Genomic DNA, 16,972 nt, shown 5'->3' on the forward strand with positions numbered 1-16,972 from the left:
ACGGCGCCTTTACAACCTCGGAACCGCGCACATGCGCAGGTAGGACACGAACATGCCCCTCGATCTCACGACGATCTCCCCCAAAGGCCGCGACCGTTATCTCCGCATCGGCCGCGCGTACGGGTCCAGCGACACGCTCAAGCAGGCGAACAAGACCCTCCACGCCCTCGATTCGCACGCGTCGGCTCTCGTCGATGGCGGGTTCGCCTCCGAGGACGCGGTGCTGCTCGAAGCCGCGCGGAATGCGCTGATCGACGCAGGCGTGGGGCGCGACGAGGCCGCCGGGAAAAAGAGGTCGACGAGCCAGGCTTATCTCGCCGCGACCACGGAAGCGAAGGCTGCGCGCGCACGCGCGCGATCGGTCCTCGTGGCCACGCACCGCGTGCTGGAGGACGCCGGGTGCGAGGACGCGGCGCGCACGGTGGAGACGGCGCTCGATCGCGCGAGCGTGCTACCCGACGACGCGGAGAAGCTCGCGACGCAGCTCGACGCGCTCCGGGCGACCCTGAACCGCGAGGACGTGGTCGAGGTCGCGAAGAAGCGCGGGGGGATGACGGCGTCATTGTCGCTCGCCTCGGCCTCTGCCTCGCTACGCGCTGCCGCGGAGGCGCGCGAGGGGACCGGCACGCAGCTCTCCACCGAGCAGATGGATCTCATCGACGGGATCATCGTGACCCTGTGCCGCGCGGCGAGAAACACCGCGCGGCTGGCGGCGGCTTCCCAATCGCAACCCGCGCTCCTCAAGGCATTCGCGCTCACCCACATCAAGCCGCCAAGCCGTGCCGTCGAGGACGACGGCGCGGACGAGGCCCCCGCGACGGGCTGACCCTCTCCCGACTCGCCCCGCGAGCTACTTCATCTCAATCGTAGCTCCATGACCAGCCTGGGATCCTTCTCGCCGAAATAATGCGGCTCCTCTCCGACGACCTCGAAGCCGAGGTTTCGGTAGAGCGTCACGGCCCGGTTGTCGGGGTGCACCGTGAGCTTGACCGAGGCAATGCCACGGGCCTGGATGGCCGCGAGGAGCGTTTGCATCAGCGCTTTGCCGATCCCGCGCCCGCGGGATGAGCCTCGAACGGCGAGCGAAAGGACCCACATCACGCCGGGCTCGTGCCCCGAGGCGCCGATGACGTAGCCGTCGAGCGCGCCGTCCACGCCGTCCGCCACGAAAAAGGTGTCGCCCCAGAGGTCGAGCGCCTGTCGAAAGAAAAAGTCCGGATAGACGTGCGCGCCGAAGACGTCGCGCTCGACGGCGAAGACGGCTGCGATGTCGGAGACACGGGCAATGCGCATCATCGGTAGTACCGCATCGAGGGCTACTGCGTCCCATCGCAGGACAGGAGCATGTCGGGCTGCTGCGTCCTGCATAGAAAGTCGTGGTCCCGACAGCATCCGATGCAGGCTGGGCTCGCCTTTCGCTTGTAGCACCTGTCGAAGCAGTCGTCCGTCTGCACGGCGCACTCTTCCCGTTTAGGAGGAACCCCACCGTCCCAGCCATTGAAATGACCTTTGGGCTTCTCCTCGGAACGGCAACCCGCGCCCGCCGCCACCGAGAGCCACATGACAGCGACCGCGAAAACGTGCGTGGTCTTCATCGCAATGGGCCCTGCTGTCACTCCAGGTTGAGGCACGACGAGAAACTATAATCGCCGCCCACGTCGCACGAGTCGCCATTGTTGTTACAACAACGCCTGCACGCCCAGCCCATATCGGCTTCGTAACAACTGTTGATGCAGGCGCTGACCTTGAGGGTGCAATGATCGCGTTGTACGCCGCCATCGGCGCCCGCCGGGGAGTCGGGGGTCGTGCAGCCCCCGAGGGCGCCCATCAGGGCCAAGGTCACGAGAAGCATCATGGCCGACATCGTTCTCACACCGTTCCCCTCCCTCGCCCACCGTACACGAGCTTACAAAGCCTCGCCCGATGGGCGGCACCATCTCAAGAAGTGTGTCGCCCTCCGAGGGGGCCTCCCCTACATTCCCACCCCATGCGCAACCTCCTCCTCGGCGACCTCAAACTCGCGCTCCGCGATCTCATGAACGAGCGCAAAACCAATCTGCACCTCTCCGGCAGCGGCAAGCTTTATGCACCGCAGCTCGCGCAGAAGCTCGCCGAAATTGAAAAACTCCCCGACGCCCTCACGGGCGGCAGGCCGCTCGCGCAAGACCTCGCCGAGACCGACGAAAAACACGATGGCCTCGGTGAGGCAGTTTATTATCAGGCTGAGGCCATTCTCCGCCTCCCTTTCGCCTCCCCCGATCTCGAGGCGAAGGCCCACCGCATTCGTGAAGCATTCGTACCTCGCCTCAACGTCCTTCGTGCATCCTACGCGACCGAGGCTGCCGCGGCCGACAAGAATCGCACAGCGCTCGACACCCTGAAAGACGACCTCGCCGCCATTGCCGTCCCCGCCCCCCAGAACGCGACCCTCCTCGATTGGGCCACCGCGTTCGTCGACGCGGGCGACAGGCTCGGCAAGCTCCTCAGCGACCGCTCCCTCCTCGGAAGCGGCGCCGTCCCCACCCAGGCCCTCGCGCTGCGCACCACGACCATCGGCCTCCTGAACCGCTTCCGCGCCGCCCTCGCCGACGAGATGGCACACGATACGAGCCTGCCCCGCGATCTCGACGCACAGGTGTTCTCCTTCTTCGACGAGCTCCAGGACACGCGCGAAGAGGCCGCGCGGACAGGGAAGAGCACCAAGAACGAGTTGACGGACAAGAGCGGGGCACAAGACGAGGGCTGACGCCCTAGGCTTGGCCAGGGACGAGACACGCCCCGAGAGCCAGCCGTGAGCCTCCGGCAAGGAGGCGATGCGTCCCCGAGGCTCAGCCGTGAGCCCTCCCGATCCGATCAGCCGAGGACCTGCTTCAACGCGCCATACGAGATGACGTCCCCGATGCGCTCCACGAACGGAATGTTCTCCGCGACGCCGCTCGCGAGCGAGCCACGCAGGACGATCGGCGCGAAGTCGTGATCCAGCGCGCCGCGATACGTGGAAAGCACGCAATACTCGGCGCAGTATCCCGTGAGAATGACGGTGTCGACGCCGAGGTCGCGCAAGGCCCCCGCGAGCTTCGTCTTGTTGAACGAATTTCCGTACGTCTTGTGAATGTGCAGATCCGAGGGCAGGACCTTCAAGCTCTCGGGGACGTCGAAGCTCGGGGCGCCCGGGACCCGTTTGTCCTCTTCGTCGATGTCCTGCACGCAGACGACCGGGAGGTTTTTCGCGCGAAACAGCGCGATCGCCGCATTGATGTACTCGATCGCGCTCGTCAGCGAGCGAGCCGTCTCGGGGCTCTCGTCGAAAAATTGCTTCTGTACGTCGATGACCAGGAGGGCAGGTTTCATCGTGGGGTCCTCATCCGCAGGCTCGCTCGTGCACGCCCGCTCACGCGAGGCGCGACGGTAGCGCGGCGGGCCGACAGCCGTCTACGTCACGATTTCCTCGATGCGAGGGGCCATGTCCCTTGACGATGCTGGTCGACCAAGCCCAAGTAACGGTGCGGCAACCAAGGCGCCGCGCCCCGCCCCCGCATGGCCGACGACAAGCCCAAGGACAAGCCGCCGACCTCCCGGCTCGGCCGGATCGCGAGGCTCGCGAGCCTCGCCCCGCGCTCGATCCCCTTCGCCCTCGAAGGCGCGAAACGCGCGCTCTCGAAGAGCCCTCGCACCGAGGACGAGGAGGCCGCCGCGAAAGAACGCATGGCCGTCGAGGTCAAGAAGACCGCCGAGGCCATGCTGAAGACGCTCGGCGAGATGAAAGGCCTGCCCCTGAAGCTCGGCCAGATGGCGAGCTACATCGACGGCCTCGCCCCGCCCGGCCACGAAGACAAATTCCAGGCGGCGCTGAAGAAGCTGCAAGACAAGGCGCCGCCGCTCTCGGCCGAGTCCGCCGCGCAGATGATCCAGACCGAGCTCGGCGCGCCGCCCGAGGAGGTCTTCGCGAAGTGGGAGCGCGAGCCGTTCGCCGCAGCGAGCATCGGTCAGGTGCACCGCGCCGTCACGAAGGACGGCGCGCGCGTCGCCGTGAAGGTGCAATACCCCGGGATCGACAAGGCGATCGAGAACGACCTGAAGAGCATCTCGCTGCTCGAGACGATGATCAAGCCGCTGTCGCGCAAGCTCAACGCGACGCAGACGCTCGACGAGATCCGGCAGGTCTTCATGGCCGAGCTCGACTACGGGCGCGAGGCCGAGATGGCCGACCTCTTCCGCCGCCTCAACGAAGGCGAGCCGGACATCCTGATCCCCGAGGTCCACCACTCGCTCACGACGAGGCGCGTGATCACGACGAGCTTCGCCGACGGCGCGCCGTACGGCGACTTCTGCAAGGAAGGCAGCCAGGAGGCGCGCAACCGCGCCGGCGAGGCGATCTGGCGCTTCACGTTCCGGTCGATGCTCCGCTACGGCGCGCTCTACGCCGACCCGCATCCGGGCAACTACCGTTTCCTGCCCGACGGGCGCGTCTGGTTCCTGGATTTCGGCTGCGTGAAGATGCTGCCGCCCGACCTCGTGAACGACATGAAGCGGTACATGCGCGCCGCGCTCGACGGAGACTGGGTCGAGTTCGATCGCGCGTGCATCGAGGTGCTCGGCTACGACCCGAACGACGAGACCTGGGATCTCTACCGGAGCTACACGATGGAGCTCATGATGCCGCTCACGACGAAGGGCACGTGGGTCTGCTCGCGCGAGAAATCACGCGAGACCGTGCAGTTCCTGGCGCGCGGCATCAAGAGCCTGGCCTTCAAGGAGGGCGAGGCGATCCCGAACATCCCGCACGTGCCGAAGATGCCGCAGGACTTCACGTTCGTGAACCGCCTGCAATGGGGCCTCGCCTCGGTGATGGCCGGGCTCGGCACGGAGGCGTCGTTCCGCACCATCAGCGAGGGCTGGATCCGCGACGGCGTTCACCCCATTCCCGCGTAGAGGGACGAACCATGACCGTACGGCTCACCCAGGTCGCCAAGCGCGCCGGCTGCGCGGCCAAACATCCGCCCGGCTACCTCTTCCCGCTCCTCCGAGGTCTGCCGCCGATCACCGATCCGAACGTGATGATCGGGACGAGCACCGCAGACGACGCGGCCGTCTACCGGCTCTCGGCGGACACGGCGCTCGTGCTCACGACAGACTTCTTCACGCCTGTCGTCGATGATCCGTACGACTTCGGCGCGGTCGCCGCGACGAACGCGCTCAGCGACGTGTACGCGATGGGCGGCAAGCCGCTGACGGCGCTGAACCTCGTGGGCTTCCCCGACGACACGCTCGACGCCTCGATCCTCGCGGAGATCCTGCGCGGCGGCGCCGAGAAGGCCCGCGAGGCAGGGATCGATCTCGTTGGAGGTCACACGATCAAAACGGACGAGCCGATCTACGGCCTCGCCGTGACGGGCGTGGTGCACCCCGATCGCGTGGTGTCGAACGCCGGAGGTCGTCCGGGCGATCTGCTCGTGCTGACGAAGCCGCTCGGGATCGGGATCCTGACGACGGCGGCCAAGCAGAACAAGGATGCGCTCGGTGCGATCGGCAAGGCGATCCGGCTCATGTCGACGCTGAACCGCGGCGCGTGCGAGGCGATGACGGCCATCGGCGCGCACGCAGCGACGGACGTGACGGGCTTCGGGCTGCTCGGGCACCTGCGGAACGTGGTGGCCGCGAGCGGATGCGGCGCGACGGTGTGGCTCGACGCGGTGCCCGTCGTGGAGGAAGCGTGGACCTACGTGAAGGAAGGCATCGCGCCCGGTGGGACACACGCGAACTGGCGCTTCCTGAAGGATCACGTGAGCTACGAGGACGGGATCGACAAACCCGCCGAGCTCGTGCTCTCCGACGCGCAGACCTCGGGCGGGCTGCTCATCGCGGTGGAGCCGTCACGCGTGGACGCGCTCATCGCCGAGCTCGAAGCGCGTGGCACGCCGGCGCGTGCGATCGTGGGCAGGCTCGACGACGGGCCGGCCGGAAAGATTCGCGTCACGGCGCGAGCGACAGGATGAACCCGTCGGCGTCGCCCGTGCCCGGCAGCGCCTGAGCGCCGCTCGGCAAGAGCTGGTTCTCGTACCAGCCCGCCACGACGGCGCTGCCATCCGAGAGGGCCGCGATGGCCGAGGGGACTTGCTGCTGCGGTCCGCTCAAGCTCACGGCCCAGACGACCGAACCCGTCGGATCGAGCTTCGTCGTGAACCCGTCCCACGCCGAGTCGGCGAGGTCGACGTTCACGAACGCGTTCTCCCCGAAGAACTCGAGCGCGCCGGCGTAGAGGCCCGTCACGAGGACGTTGCCTTCGCCGTCGATCGCGACGCCGCGTCCGCTCTGCGTGGCAGCTCCTCCGAAGCGGCGGCTCCAGCGATGTTTGCCCGCGGCGTTGTAAACCGCGACGAACATGTCGGCGCCGCCGCGGCTCTCGAGATCGACGCCGCCGAAGTTCACCGTGCCCGTCATCTCCCCGGTCATCGCGATCTCGCCCTCGGGCCCCGCCGCGACGCCGTAGCCACGTTGCCGGGTGTTCATCGCGCCGAACGAGTCGCCCCAGATCGCCTGGCCGTCCGCGCCGATCTCGACGAGGAACGCGTCGCCTTGCCCCTTCGCCGGGATCGCGAGCGGCGGGAACGCGAGCAGCCCCTCGGAGGCGCCGGTCACCACGACCTTGCCATCGCCCACGTGCGCGACGGAGATCGTCGGGTTGCGGTAGTCGAGATCCGCGGCGCGGCCCGGGCGGATGGCCCAGACGTTGGTGCCCCCAGGATCGAACTTGGCGACGAAGAGATCCTGGTCGGACACGGGCGTGACGGGGCCGAGGCCGAAGTCGATCGCGCTCTTGGCGAAGCCGACGACGATGATGTTGCCTTCGTCGTCGACGGCGACGTCCGTCGCGATCTGGGCTTCCCCGTCGCCGAACTGCTTGACCCAGAGCGCGTTGCCCGACGGATCGAACTTCGCGACGAACACGTCCGCGACGCCGTTCGCGTTGAGCGACGTGCCCGCGAGATCGAGCGCCCCCTGGAAGCCGCCGGCGACGACGACGTTGCCCGCGACGTCGATCGCGGCCGACACGCTGGCTTGCTCGCCGGTGCCTCCGACGCGCGCGCCCCACAGCGGGACGTCGCCGTCGGTGGGGTACCGAAGGACGAGCGTGTCGGTGCCGCCCGTGGTCGTCAGGGGCGAGCCGGGCAGACCCACGACGTCGAGCGTCACGTTGAACTCGACGGTCGTCACGATCGTGTCGCTCTTCGGGTCGAAACTCACGTCGCGGCCACGTTGCGCGGTGGCGGATGCATCGCCGAAGGTGCGGGCCCACGCGACGTCGGTCCCGACCACGGTCGACGGTCCGCCCGGCCCTGTCGTGGGACCCGTATTGCCGCCGCCGCCGTCGCCGGGCACGGCGTCCGGGGCCGCGCATCCGAGCATCGTGATCATCGCCGCGAGCGAGATCCCGAGCCGCGTGCCTGCGAGGTCCGCGCGCTTCATCAGAACCGACCTCCGATCCCCGCGCCCGCGCCATCCGGGCCGACCCACGGCCACGTCGTGAGCTTCGCCGTGCGCGATGCGCCCGTCTTCGGCGCCATGACAATCCCGACGACGGCCGCAGAGAGCGCCGCGACGCCGCCGATGCCGAGGCCGATGAAGAGGCCGCTATCGCGGTTCTTGCGCGCGTTGTCGTCCGCGGGGTCGTACACGGCCTCGGACGGACAGTGCTTCGTGACGTCGCCGTCGCAGATGCCTGCCTGCTTGCCCTCGACGTACGCCTGATCGATCCGGAACGCCGCCGCGCCTGCGAGCAGCGCGATGCCGGCGCCCCCGGCCGCCCACGCCCAGATCGGGATGCGCCGGCCTCCCGCGGCCTCCTCGTCGGTGCGCAGCGCGATCGCCACGTCGACGACCTTGCCCTCGGTGACGTCCACGGTCTTCGCGAACGGCTCGTAGCCGGGCGCGTCGGCGCTGATCGACTGCGGGCCCAGATCCACGGGGATGACCGTGCCGAGCATGGCGACGGGCACGTCCTTGCCGTTGTGCGTGACGCGCAGCCCCGCAGGCGCGCCGCCACTCACGGCGATCTTGATGCGCGGCAGGCGTGGCTCGATCTTCGCGAGCCCCTTCTGCGCGACGTCCTCGAGCGCGCGCTTGCGCTCCTCGCCTTGCGTCTCGCGGTTCAGGACGATCGCGCGCTGGTAGGCCGACCACGCGAGCGCGAGCTTTCCTTCGTGCTCGTAACATCGCGCGATGTTGAGCAGCGTGCTCGCCGCGGGGTAGAGGATCATGCTCGCCTCGAACTTGGCGCAGCCCTCCTTCCAGTTGCCGCGATCGAGCAGATCCCGGCCCGCCTGAAAGAGCGCGGCCGCCGCGGGATCGGGGACCGACGCGCTCTGTGCCTCCGCCGCACGCAGCGGCGCGAGGGCGATCGACGCTCCGAGGCACGCGACGAGCACGGATCCGACGCGCGCACGAACAGCGCTGCCCGGGCGGGTTTTCCGCGGGGAGCGAGCGATTTCTGTGCACGACAGCGCAGCGGGACCGCGTGGCTCAGAGCTCACGGAGCGGATCATACCCCGATTGCTTCTTCGTCGTGCGCTTGGTCGAGGGGTTCGTCGGGGTGGTCGTTGGACTTGCCGCCTTGCCGGTGGTGGTTGCGGCCGCCGGTGTATTGGCGCTCGTGGGCGAGGGCGCAGGCGCCGCCGTCGTCGCCTCGGCCGTCGCGGCGCTCGAAGGCGTGCGGGCTTCAGGCGTGGCCGCGGCGACGACCGGAGCGCTCGTCGTTGGGACGCCGCCTGCGGCCGGCGCGCTGGCCGTCCCGCTCACCGGGCCCGAGAGGCGAAGGACGATCGCCGCGACGCCGATCCCCACGACGAACGCGACGAGCAGCACAGCCCCGATCGCCTTGCGGTTCGACTTCTTCGTCGTCGGGGTCGCTGCCTGGGGCTTCGCGTACGGTCCGTACGGCGCCGCGCCCGGCGGCCGGAACGCGGGCGCGGGCGGGAGCGGCGGCACGGGTGCGGGCATGCCCGGACTCGACGAAGGCGCGCCGGGGACGGGCGGACGATAGAGGCCGCCCGCGAGCTGGCGGACCGAGGTCGCCGTGACCCAGTCACCGGAGGACGTGAGCGGCCGCGAATCGAGCGGGACGCCGAGCACCTGCGCGAGGGCGAGGACGAGGTCCGTGGCCTTCGTATAGCGCCCGTCTGGCTTCGGCCACGTCGCGCGGGTGAACCAGGCATCAAAGGCCTGCGGCAGCTCGACGCCGTAACGACGCGCGCGCACCGAGGCCGGCTCCTTCGCGCCCTCCACGATGCGCAGGAGCAGCGTGTAGAGCGACTCGAGTGTGCGGCTCTCTTCGAGCCAGTACGGCTCGCCGACGAGCAGCGCGTAGGCGATGTGGGCGAGCGCGTAGAGGTCGGCGCGATGATCGATCGTGCCTTCGCCGAGGATCTGCTCGGGCGACATGTACGGCGGCGTTCCGAGGTTGATCGTCTGCTGCTTCATGCCGCCGTGCTGGCCGGAGGCGAGCACCTTGGCGATGCCGAAATCGAGCAGCTTGACGCGGGGCGTGCCGTCGTCGCGGTACGTGATGAAGATGTTCTCGGGCTTGAGATCGCGGTGGACGATGCCCGCGGCGTGCGTCTTGTCGAGCGCGCGCGCGGCCTGCGAGAGCACGAGGACGATCTCGGGCGGCGAGAGTTTTCCCCGGTCGCCGAGCACGTTCGCGAGGTCGTCGCCGCGGAGGAGCTCCATCACGAGGAAGGGCGCGCCGGTGTCGGCGTCGACGTCGGCGTCGAACGTCTCGACGATGTGCTCGCTGACGATGTCGGCGGTGACCGTGGCTTCGAGCTTGAAGCGCTCGCGCATCTCGGGGCTGCCGACGAGGCCTGGCAGCATCACCTTGAGCGCGCGGCGGCGCAGCGTCTTCTGGTCGATGACCTCGTAGATCGCGCCCATGGCGCCGGTGCTGACGCAACGCACGACCTCGTAATGGCCGTGGAAGATCTTGCCGGGGGCGAGCAGCCCCGCATCCGGTTCCGCCAAGGGATCTTCCTTCTATGCGCGCGGTGTTCCGCTTTCAATAGTCGCGCCGCGCCGCCCGGCATCTCCTGTGAACGACCGTCCAAAGCACCCGAAACGGGCGCGCTGAGCCGCCAATTTTACGCAATTGTTACAAATATTTACCATTATGCCGTGGGCACCGACACAACGATGCCCCCGGATCCGTGGCGTCCGCGGCGGGGCCGCGCTAGACCCGCGCCTCCCGTCCCGAGGAAGTGATGCTCGACGACAAGCTCCGCGAATGCCTGACCTTCGACGACGTCCTCTTGGTCCCGGCCTATAGCGAAGTGCTGCCGAACCAGGTGGACGTGCGGGCGCGCTTCAGCCGGCGCATCCCGCTCAACATCCCGCTCGTCAGCGCGGCGATGGACTCGGTCACCGAAGGACGCGCCGCCATCGCCATGGCCCGCTCCGGCGGCCTCGGCATCATCCACAAGAACCTCACGGTCGCGCAGCAAGCGCGCGAGGTCGAGCGCGTGAAGCGCGCCGAGAGCGGCATGATCACCTCGCCCGTGACCGTGCGCCCCGACGAGTCGCTGCGCGACGCGCTCGGCGTGATGAACGAGCACGACATCAGCGGCGTGCCCGTCGTCGAAGGCGGCAAGCCCGTCGGCATCCTGACGGCGCGCGACATCCGCTTCGAGAAGAACCTCGATCAGCCCGTCAGCGCGCTCATGACCCGCGAGCTCGTGACAGTGCCGCCCGGCGTCTCGAACGACCGCGCGAAGGAGCTGCTCCACGCGCACCGCATCGAGAAGCTGCTCGTCGTCGAGAACGGCAAGCTCATCGGTCTCATCACGATCAAGGACCTCCTGCAGGCCGATCGAAACCCGGACGCGCTGAAGGACGAGGCCGGCCGCCTGCGCGTCGGCGCAGCGCTCGGCCCGGGGTCGGACTCGGACGAACGCGCCGAGGCGCTCGCGGCTGCGGGCGTCGACGTGCTCGTCGTGGACACGGCGCACGGCCACTCGCGTGGCGTGCTGGAGACCGTCAAGCGCGTGAAAAACCGCTTCCCGCACCTCGACGTGGTCGGCGGGAACGTGGCCACGCCCGAGGCCGTCGAGGCGCTCGTCGACGCGGGCGCGGACGCGGTGAAGGTCGGCATCGGGCCGGGCAGCATCTGCACGACGCGCATCGTCGCGGGCGTGGGCGTCCCGCAGATCACGGCCGTCTCCGACTGCGCGCGCGTCGCCGATCGACACGGCATCCCGATCATCGCCGACGGCGGCATCAAGTACTCGGGCGACGTGACGAAGGCGCTCGCCGCGGGCGCGTGGAGCGTGATGGTCGGCTCGCTCTTCGCGGGCACGGACGAGGCGCCGGGCGACCTCGTGCTCTACCAGGGCCGCAGCTACAAGGTGTACCGCGGCATGGGCTCGCTCGGCGCGATGCGAAAGGGCTCGAAGGATCGTTACGGGCAGGGCGGCGCTGCGGACGAGAAGCTCGTGCCCGAGGGCATCGAGGGCCGCGTGCCGTACCGCGGCTCGCTCGGCTCGATCCTGTTCCAGCTCGTCGGCGGCTTGCGCTCGGGCATGGGCTACACGGGCTGCTCGACGGTGGCCGAGCTCCGGCAGAAGGCGCGCTTCGTGCGGATCACGTCGCAAGGGCTCCGCGAGAGCCACGTGCACGACGTGATCATCACGGAAGAGGCGCCGAACTACCGCACGTGACGAGCACTCGTCGGGGGCAGCGGCTTGTCGCGGCCCTCGGTGAGATCGAAGCGGTAGAGAAGGCCCACGCGGAAGAAGATTGAGTTCGTCGTCCCGGCGCCGGGCGCGCAGCCGTCGATGACCTCGCTCGAGAGGCGGTAGGCGTCGAACGAACCTTCGCCGGTGAACGAGACCGTCTTTCCGAGCGGCACTTCGACGCCCGCGATGGCGCGCAGGCCGAGGTTCAGGCTGTCCGTCGCGGAGCAGGAGAACGTCTGTCCGCCGCGGAGCCCTCCATCGACGAGGAAGACGCCGTCGGCATGCGCGCTCTGCCAGACGGCGCCGAGGCCCACGCCGAAGAACGGCACGATGGGCTCGAGGCCGGAGAAGCGCATGCGGACCGAGGCCCACAGCGTGTCGGTCGAGCGAGCGATGTGAACGGCGCCGAAGGGCACGACGCCGCTGTCCTCGCGGCCGAGGCCCGCGTGCTCGTACGTGAGCCCGACCGAGAGCGGGGACAGAAGGTAGGCGAGCCCGAAGCCGAACGTGGCCCCGCTGCGCTGCGTGATCGGGAAGAGGGGGGCGTCGCCGACCCGAACGCCGCCGCCGACGAAGGCCGAGAGGTCGACCGCGGTCTGTCGCGGCTTCTTCGACGGGGCCGGGGGGAGCGACGGGGACGGCGTGGGCGCGGGCGCGGGCTCGGCGGTCTGGGCGCGCGCCTCTTCGGCTCCGAGGAGGGAGACGAGGAGCGCGGCTGCGCCAAACACGCGGGCCGGCCGGGCCTTCGGGGAGAGCGGGAACATGCCCCGAGCCTTACGCTGGATATTTCTTCGTTGGCAAGGACGGACGATGCTTGACCAGGCGGCCGCCTTTTGCCATCTTCGCCCGCGGAGAGGTGACCGAGAGGCCGAAGGTGCCTGATTCGAAATCAGGTGTACCCTCACGGGTACCGCGGGTTCGAATCCCGCTCTCTCCGCACAGACCAGCGTAAACGTGACGCGCGCCGATGGCCCCCAGCTACCGGCGCGTTGTCACGAGTGCGCTTGGAGAGGTGACCGAGTGGTCGAAGGTGCACGACTGGAAATCGTGTGTACGGCAACGTACCGCGGGTTCGAATCCCGCCCTCTCCGCTGAGAAATCCCGACGTCTGAAGCAAAAAGGGTCTGCCGCGAAGCAGACCCTTTTTCGTTTTGTTCACCAACCGTTGGACGTCAAAACGACTTCAGGTTCGACACGATCCGCTTCGAGATGACCACGCGCTGGATGTTCCCGGTGCCCTCGAAGATGTCGTAGACCTTGATGTCGCGGAACCACTTCTCGAGCAGCGCGTGCTCGTTCGAGAGCGTCCCGTGCGCGCCGCAGATCTCGATCGCGTCGATGCAAGCGAGCGTCGCCGCTTGCCCCGCCGCCGCCTTCGACATGCTCGCTTCCTTCGCGTTCGGGATGTTCATGTCCGCGAGGTACGTCGCGCGGTGCACGAGCAGGCGCGCCGCCTCCAGCCGCCGGCCGATGCGCGCGAGCTTCTCCGCGATCGCCGCGTACCTCGGGATCGGCCGCGCGAGCACGTAGTTCTGCTTCACGAAGTCGCGCGCGTACTCGTACGCCGCGCGCCCGATGCCCACGGCCATCGACGCGACGAGCGGCCGCGTGTTGTCGAAGGTCTTCATCGCCGTCATGAAGCCCTCCTTCGATCGATACGCCTCCTCGCCGCCGAGCAGGTTCTCCTCCGGCACGCGACAATCTTCGAGCACGAGCTCCGCCGTCTCGTTCGCGCGCAGGCCCATCTTGTCCTCGATCTTGCCGACCTCGAACCCGGGCGTCCCCTTCTCCACCACGAACGCGCGATGCCCCGCGCGCCCGAGCGAAGGATCCACGGTCGCGAAGATGACGGTCCACACCGCGCGTCCGCCGTTCGTGATGTAGCACTTGCGCCCGTTCAGCACCCAGTGCGCGCCGTCCTTGCGACAGCTCGTGCGGATGCCTGCCACGTCGCTGCCCGCGCCCGGCTCCGTCAGCCCGTACGCGCCCCACTTGAGCGGGCCCGTGTCCATGTCGCGGAACATCCCGAGGAACCGCTTCTTCTGCTCCGGCGTCCCCGTCGCACGCACCGGCGGCGCGCCGAGCCCCGGCCCCGGCATGCTGAGCGGGATCGCCGCGTCCGCCCACGCGAGCTCCTCGGCCGCGATCACCGCCGTGCGGTTCGACTCGGAGGGCTTGCTCGGATCCCGCTCCTTGCGCGGCGCGCCCTCCTGGAACTCCGCGATGTCGTCCGAGCGAAAGCCCCTCGACATCATCATGAAGTTGCGCAGGAACGACTCCGGCACGTCCTTGTTGCGATCCATGTCGAGGCTCATCGGCCGGATCACGTGACGTCCGAGCGAGTGGAGCGCGTCTTTCAGCTCCTGTTGCTTCTTGCTCAAAGCAAATTCGATCATCGTCGGCTCCTCGTTCGTTCCGTCAGGTGAAGATCGCCTGGGTGTCGGGGGTGGGCAGCACGAGCGCGGGGTCGAGCCTCTGCCCGAGCTCGATCGCGCTCGCGAGCTGATCGAGCTGCTCGGCCGTCGGCGCCGCGAGCATGAGCTGCTTCGCATCGCGCATCAGCTTCTCGGCCACGAGGTCGCGGATGAAGCCCGAGCCGCCGAAGAGCTGCACGCAGTCGTCCGCCGTGCGCATCGTCGCCTCGAACGCGTGCGCCGCCGCGCGCGCCGACGCGAGCAGCGCCTCCCGCTCGGGCAGACCCGCGTCCCACGCCGCCGCCGCTTTCCACACGAGCCAGCGCGACGTCTCCACGTCCATCGCCCGATCCGCGAGCGTGAACGCGACGGCCTGGAAGTGACCGATGGGCTTTCCGAACGCGACGCGCGTGTCGCAGTGCTCGCGCGCGAGCTCGAACGCGAAGCGCGAGAGCCCCACCGCCCGCGCCGCCACGACGAGCGCGTGCTTCACGAAGAAGCGCAGCGCCGCGCGGGTAAAACCTTCCTCGCTTCCGTCGCCGTGCAGCCGATCCGCGTCGCGCACGACCGCGCCTTCGAGCGCGACCTCGCCGAAGCTCGCCGCGTCGAGCCCGAGCGTCTTGTGCCGCTCGCCCACGCGCAGCCCCGCGTTGTCTCGCCGCACCACGAACGCGCCGATCCCGTCCCACCCGCGCTCGGGCTCCACCTGCGCGAACACGAGGAACCGATCGGCGATCGCTGCGTTCCCCACGAACGCCTTCTTCCCCGTGATCCGGTAGCCCTCGTCGATCCGCTCGGCCTTCGTGGAAAAACCTTCGTGCGTGCGACACGGCGCGGGCTCGCTCCACGCGACCGCGCCGAACCGATCCCAGCCCTCTTCCTCCGCGAACCCTGCGAGCAGCTCGACGGCGCGCTCCGGTCCGCCGAGCTCGATCACCGCGCGCCCGAATGCGCCGGGCCCTGCGAGGCCGAACGCCGCGGCTGCGTCGGCGGCGCCGAGCTCCTCCTCGATCAGCACGGAGGTCACGAGCCCTTGGCCCTGACCACCGGCGGCCTCGGGGGTCGAGACGAGCCCGAGCCCCATCTCGTGCGCCGTCCGCCGGATGTCTTCGGGTACGCCCCGGGCGTGCTCGAGCTCGCGTGTCCGGGGCAGAAGCGTGGCTTTCGCGAATTCCGCCACGGATTCCTGCATGAGCCGCTGGTCTTCGGTCGGTTCGAAGGCAATCATGGGTCCGAGCAAGGTCCGTCAAGGGCGGCCTGCCCGTCAACGCCGCGGGTTTTACGCACCGGGCTGTGGGGAAGACGGGTGGATCACGAACGATCCGATGCGGTTTTGACCTTGTCGATCCTTGACAGACCGCCACCCCGCCTGTAGAAGTTGCGACCCTTTCAGCTAGCCGGTGTCCCTCGGAGTCCGAGCGATGAATCCTGTCCCCAAGTCGTACAGCGCCAAGCCTGCAGAGGCGCTCGCAGATCGTAAGTGGTGGGTGATCGATGCGGAGGGCAAGCCCCTCGGCCGCCTCGCCTCGCAAGTCGCGACCATCCTGCGCGGCAAGAACAAGCCCACGTTCACGCCCCACGTCGACACGGGGGATTTCGTGATCATCGTGAACGCCCAGAAGGTGGCGCTCACGGGACGCAAGCTGGAGCAGAAGCAGTACGTCCGGCACAGCGGTGAGCCGGGTGGCTTCCGAACCGAGGCCTACGGTCACCTGCTCGAGCGCAAGCCCGAGCTGCCGATCGTGAAGGCGGTCAAGGGCATGCTCCCGAAGAACGTCCTCGGTCGCGAGCTCATCACGAAGCTCAAGGTGTACGCCGGACCGGATCATCCCCACGCGGCGCAGAAGCCGCAGCCCCTTGCGTGAACTGAGGCCGATCCATGCCCGAGAACAATCGCATCTACGCTACCGGTAAGCGCAAGACGGCCGTCGCGCGCGTGTGGATCTCGCCGGGCTCCGGCAAGATCTCGGTGAACGCTCGCGGCGCGAACGACTACTTCGTGCGCGAGACCAACCAGATGATCATGCGCCAGTCGCTCGAGCTCCTGGAGCTCGTCGACCAGTACGACGTGCAGGCCACGGTGGCCGGCGGCGGACACAGCGCGCAGGCCGAGGCGATGCGCCACGGCATCGCGCGCGCCCTCTGCCTCGCCGATCCCGAGCGCCGCGCCTCGCTGAAGCGCGCCGGCTTCTTGACGCGCGACGCGCGCAAGAAGGAGCGCAAGAAGTACGGTCAGCCGGGCGCCCGCAAGCGCTTCCAGTACTCGAAGCGCTGATCGCTTCCCGCTCGATTCCCAGAACCCCCTCTCCGCAAGGACAGGGGGTTTTGGTGTTTTGTCCACAGGCGACCGCGGATGTCGACGCGACGCGCGTCTTCCGGTTCGAGCTCGATCAGCCGGCTTTCGCCACGAGATCGGCGCGCTGCGAGGCGAGCCAGGCCCGCCCGGTTGCCTCGTCCGGGAAGAAGCGCACCTGCACGGTGGTGCGCGAGAGCGAGCGCATCGCCCGGACGGCGAGGTCCGAGAGGACCTGCACGTAGTGGTTGCCGCCGCAGATCGCGAGCGCGCGGTTGTGCGTCCCGAGCGCGGGCTCGGTCGAGGCCTTGCGCGCGTCCATGGTCGAGCTCAACTGCCGCGAGATGTCGACCAGCACGAGCAAGTACGGCTTGCCCGCGTTCCACTGGCCCTCGGCCGCGCGCAGCGCCCGGAGGTGGTGCCCGTCGACGACCCCGCCGAGGCGGTAGATCACGAGGTCGGGCTCCTCCGCCTCGAGCACGCTGTCACCCGCCTGCGCGATCCGTGTTGGCCTGGCCGATTCGTTGCGGCTCAAACGAACC

General features: G+C 68.8%; 17 protein-coding genes and 2 tRNA genes. 9 read left to right on the forward strand and 10 right to left on the reverse strand.

Features of this window, described 5'->3' with window-relative positions:
- Positions 1 to 52 precede the first annotated feature (52 nt).
- On the forward strand, positions 53 to 826 hold the full coding sequence (locus QHF85_RS25095; RefSeq protein WP_281329834.1) for a hypothetical protein: 774 nt from the start codon (positions 53 to 55) through the stop codon (positions 824 to 826).
- Between the two features lie 29 nt (positions 827 to 855).
- On the opposite strand, the gene QHF85_RS25100 is transcribed toward QHF85_RS25095, so the two are convergent.
- Both QHF85_RS25100 and QHF85_RS25105 read right to left on the reverse strand, forming a co-directional pair.
- Complete coding sequence (locus QHF85_RS25100; protein ID WP_281329835.1) at positions 856 to 1,296, reverse strand: N-acetyltransferase; 441 nt, start codon at positions 1,294 to 1,296, stop codon at positions 856 to 858.
- Between the two features lie 316 nt (positions 1,297 to 1,612).
- Positions 1,613 to 1,855: a hypothetical protein gene (locus QHF85_RS25105; RefSeq protein WP_281329836.1), complete on the reverse strand. Its 243-nt coding sequence runs from the start codon at positions 1,853 to 1,855 to the stop codon at positions 1,613 to 1,615.
- Positions 1,856 to 1,987: 132 nt separating this feature from the next.
- Between QHF85_RS25105 and QHF85_RS25110 the strand changes: the two genes are divergently transcribed.
- Positions 1,988 to 2,746 (forward strand): hypothetical protein, encoded by a 759-nt coding sequence (locus tag QHF85_RS25110; protein ID WP_281329837.1) that lies wholly within the window; start codon positions 1,988 to 1,990, stop codon positions 2,744 to 2,746.
- Positions 2,747 to 2,853: 107 nt separating this feature from the next.
- Here the strand turns inward: QHF85_RS25110 and QHF85_RS25115 are convergent, their stop codons facing one another.
- Complete coding sequence (locus QHF85_RS25115) at positions 2,854 to 3,351, reverse strand: isochorismatase family cysteine hydrolase (protein ID WP_281329838.1); 498 nt, start codon at positions 3,349 to 3,351, stop codon at positions 2,854 to 2,856.
- 186 nt (positions 3,352 to 3,537) lie between these two features.
- On the opposite strand from QHF85_RS25115, the gene QHF85_RS25120 reads away from it, so the two are divergent.
- The gene (locus QHF85_RS25120) at positions 3,538 to 4,932 is read left to right on the forward strand and encodes an AarF/ABC1/UbiB kinase family protein (protein WP_281329839.1); all 1,395 of its coding nucleotides are present in this window, start codon (positions 3,538 to 3,540) and stop codon (positions 4,930 to 4,932) included.
- An 11-nt stretch (positions 4,933 to 4,943) separates the two neighbouring features.
- Entirely contained in the window at positions 4,944 to 5,996 is a 1,053-nt protein-coding gene (selD, locus tag QHF85_RS25125) for a selenide, water dikinase SelD (RefSeq protein WP_281329840.1), read from the forward strand.
- Here the strand turns inward: selD and QHF85_RS25130 are convergent.
- The 3 genes from QHF85_RS25130 to QHF85_RS25140 form a co-directional block, all read right to left on the reverse strand.
- Positions 5,974 to 7,467: an SBBP repeat-containing protein gene (locus QHF85_RS25130; RefSeq protein ID WP_281329841.1), complete on the reverse strand. Its 1,494-nt coding sequence runs from the start codon at positions 7,465 to 7,467 to the stop codon at positions 5,974 to 5,976. The genes selD and QHF85_RS25130 overlap by 23 nt on opposite strands.
- Positions 7,467 to 8,426 carry a hypothetical protein gene (locus tag QHF85_RS25135; protein ID WP_281329842.1) on the reverse strand — a complete coding sequence of 320 codons (960 nt, stop codon included), beginning with the start codon at positions 8,424 to 8,426 and terminating at the stop codon, positions 7,467 to 7,469. Before QHF85_RS25135 ends, QHF85_RS25130 begins: the two co-directional genes overlap by 1 nt.
- A gap of 94 nt (positions 8,427 to 8,520) precedes the next feature.
- Positions 8,521 to 10,017 carry a serine/threonine-protein kinase gene (locus QHF85_RS25140; RefSeq protein WP_281329843.1) on the reverse strand — a complete coding sequence of 499 codons (1,497 nt, stop codon included), beginning with the start codon at positions 10,015 to 10,017 and terminating at the stop codon, positions 8,521 to 8,523.
- Between the two features lie 236 nt (positions 10,018 to 10,253).
- Here QHF85_RS25140 and guaB point away from each other — a divergent pair, with 236 nt between their 5' ends.
- Entirely contained in the window at positions 10,254 to 11,705 is a 1,452-nt protein-coding gene (gene guaB / locus QHF85_RS25145) for an IMP dehydrogenase (RefSeq protein ID WP_281329844.1), read from the forward strand.
- Here the strand turns inward: guaB and QHF85_RS25150 are convergent.
- Positions 11,693 to 12,487 (reverse strand): hypothetical protein, encoded by a 795-nt coding sequence (locus QHF85_RS25150; protein WP_281329845.1) that lies wholly within the window; start codon positions 12,485 to 12,487, stop codon positions 11,693 to 11,695. The genes guaB and QHF85_RS25150 overlap by 13 nt on opposite strands.
- 86 nt (positions 12,488 to 12,573) lie before the next feature.
- Between QHF85_RS25150 and QHF85_RS25155 the strand changes: the two genes are divergently transcribed.
- Positions 12,574 to 12,660, forward strand: a tRNA-Ser gene (locus QHF85_RS25155).
- 69 nt (positions 12,661 to 12,729) lie between these two features.
- Positions 12,730 to 12,814, forward strand: a tRNA-Ser gene (locus tag QHF85_RS25160).
- Between the two features lie 81 nt (positions 12,815 to 12,895).
- Here QHF85_RS25160 and QHF85_RS25165 read toward each other — a convergent pair.
- Positions 12,896 to 14,119 carry an acyl-CoA dehydrogenase family protein gene (locus QHF85_RS25165; RefSeq protein ID WP_281329846.1) on the reverse strand — a complete coding sequence of 408 codons (1,224 nt, stop codon included), beginning with the start codon at positions 14,117 to 14,119 and terminating at the stop codon, positions 12,896 to 12,898.
- 22 nt (positions 14,120 to 14,141) lie between these two features.
- On the reverse strand, positions 14,142 to 15,365 hold the full coding sequence (locus QHF85_RS25170; RefSeq protein ID WP_281329847.1) for an acyl-CoA dehydrogenase family protein: 1,224 nt from the start codon (positions 15,363 to 15,365) through the stop codon (positions 14,142 to 14,144).
- A gap of 193 nt (positions 15,366 to 15,558) precedes the next feature.
- Between QHF85_RS25170 and rplM the strand changes: the two genes are divergently transcribed.
- Together rplM and rpsI are read left to right on the forward strand one after the other, a co-directional pair.
- Positions 15,559 to 16,002 carry a 50S ribosomal protein L13 gene (gene rplM, locus QHF85_RS25175; protein WP_281329848.1) on the forward strand — a complete coding sequence of 148 codons (444 nt, stop codon included), beginning with the start codon at positions 15,559 to 15,561 and terminating at the stop codon, positions 16,000 to 16,002.
- Positions 16,003 to 16,016: 14 nt separating this feature from the next.
- Positions 16,017 to 16,412 (forward strand): 30S ribosomal protein S9, encoded by a 396-nt coding sequence (gene rpsI / locus QHF85_RS25180; RefSeq protein ID WP_153820979.1) that lies wholly within the window; start codon positions 16,017 to 16,019, stop codon positions 16,410 to 16,412.
- A gap of 115 nt (positions 16,413 to 16,527) precedes the next feature.
- Here rpsI and QHF85_RS25185 read toward each other — a convergent pair whose 3' ends face one another.
- Positions 16,528 to 16,965 (reverse strand): hypothetical protein, encoded by a 438-nt coding sequence (locus tag QHF85_RS25185; protein WP_281329849.1) that lies wholly within the window; start codon positions 16,963 to 16,965, stop codon positions 16,528 to 16,530.
- Between the last annotated feature and the right edge of the window lie 7 nt (positions 16,966 to 16,972).

Origin of the sequence: Polyangium sp. 6x1, assembly GCF_029946515.1 — a bacterium.
Taxonomy (GTDB): domain Bacteria; phylum Myxococcota_A; class Polyangia; order Polyangiales; family Polyangiaceae; genus Polyangium.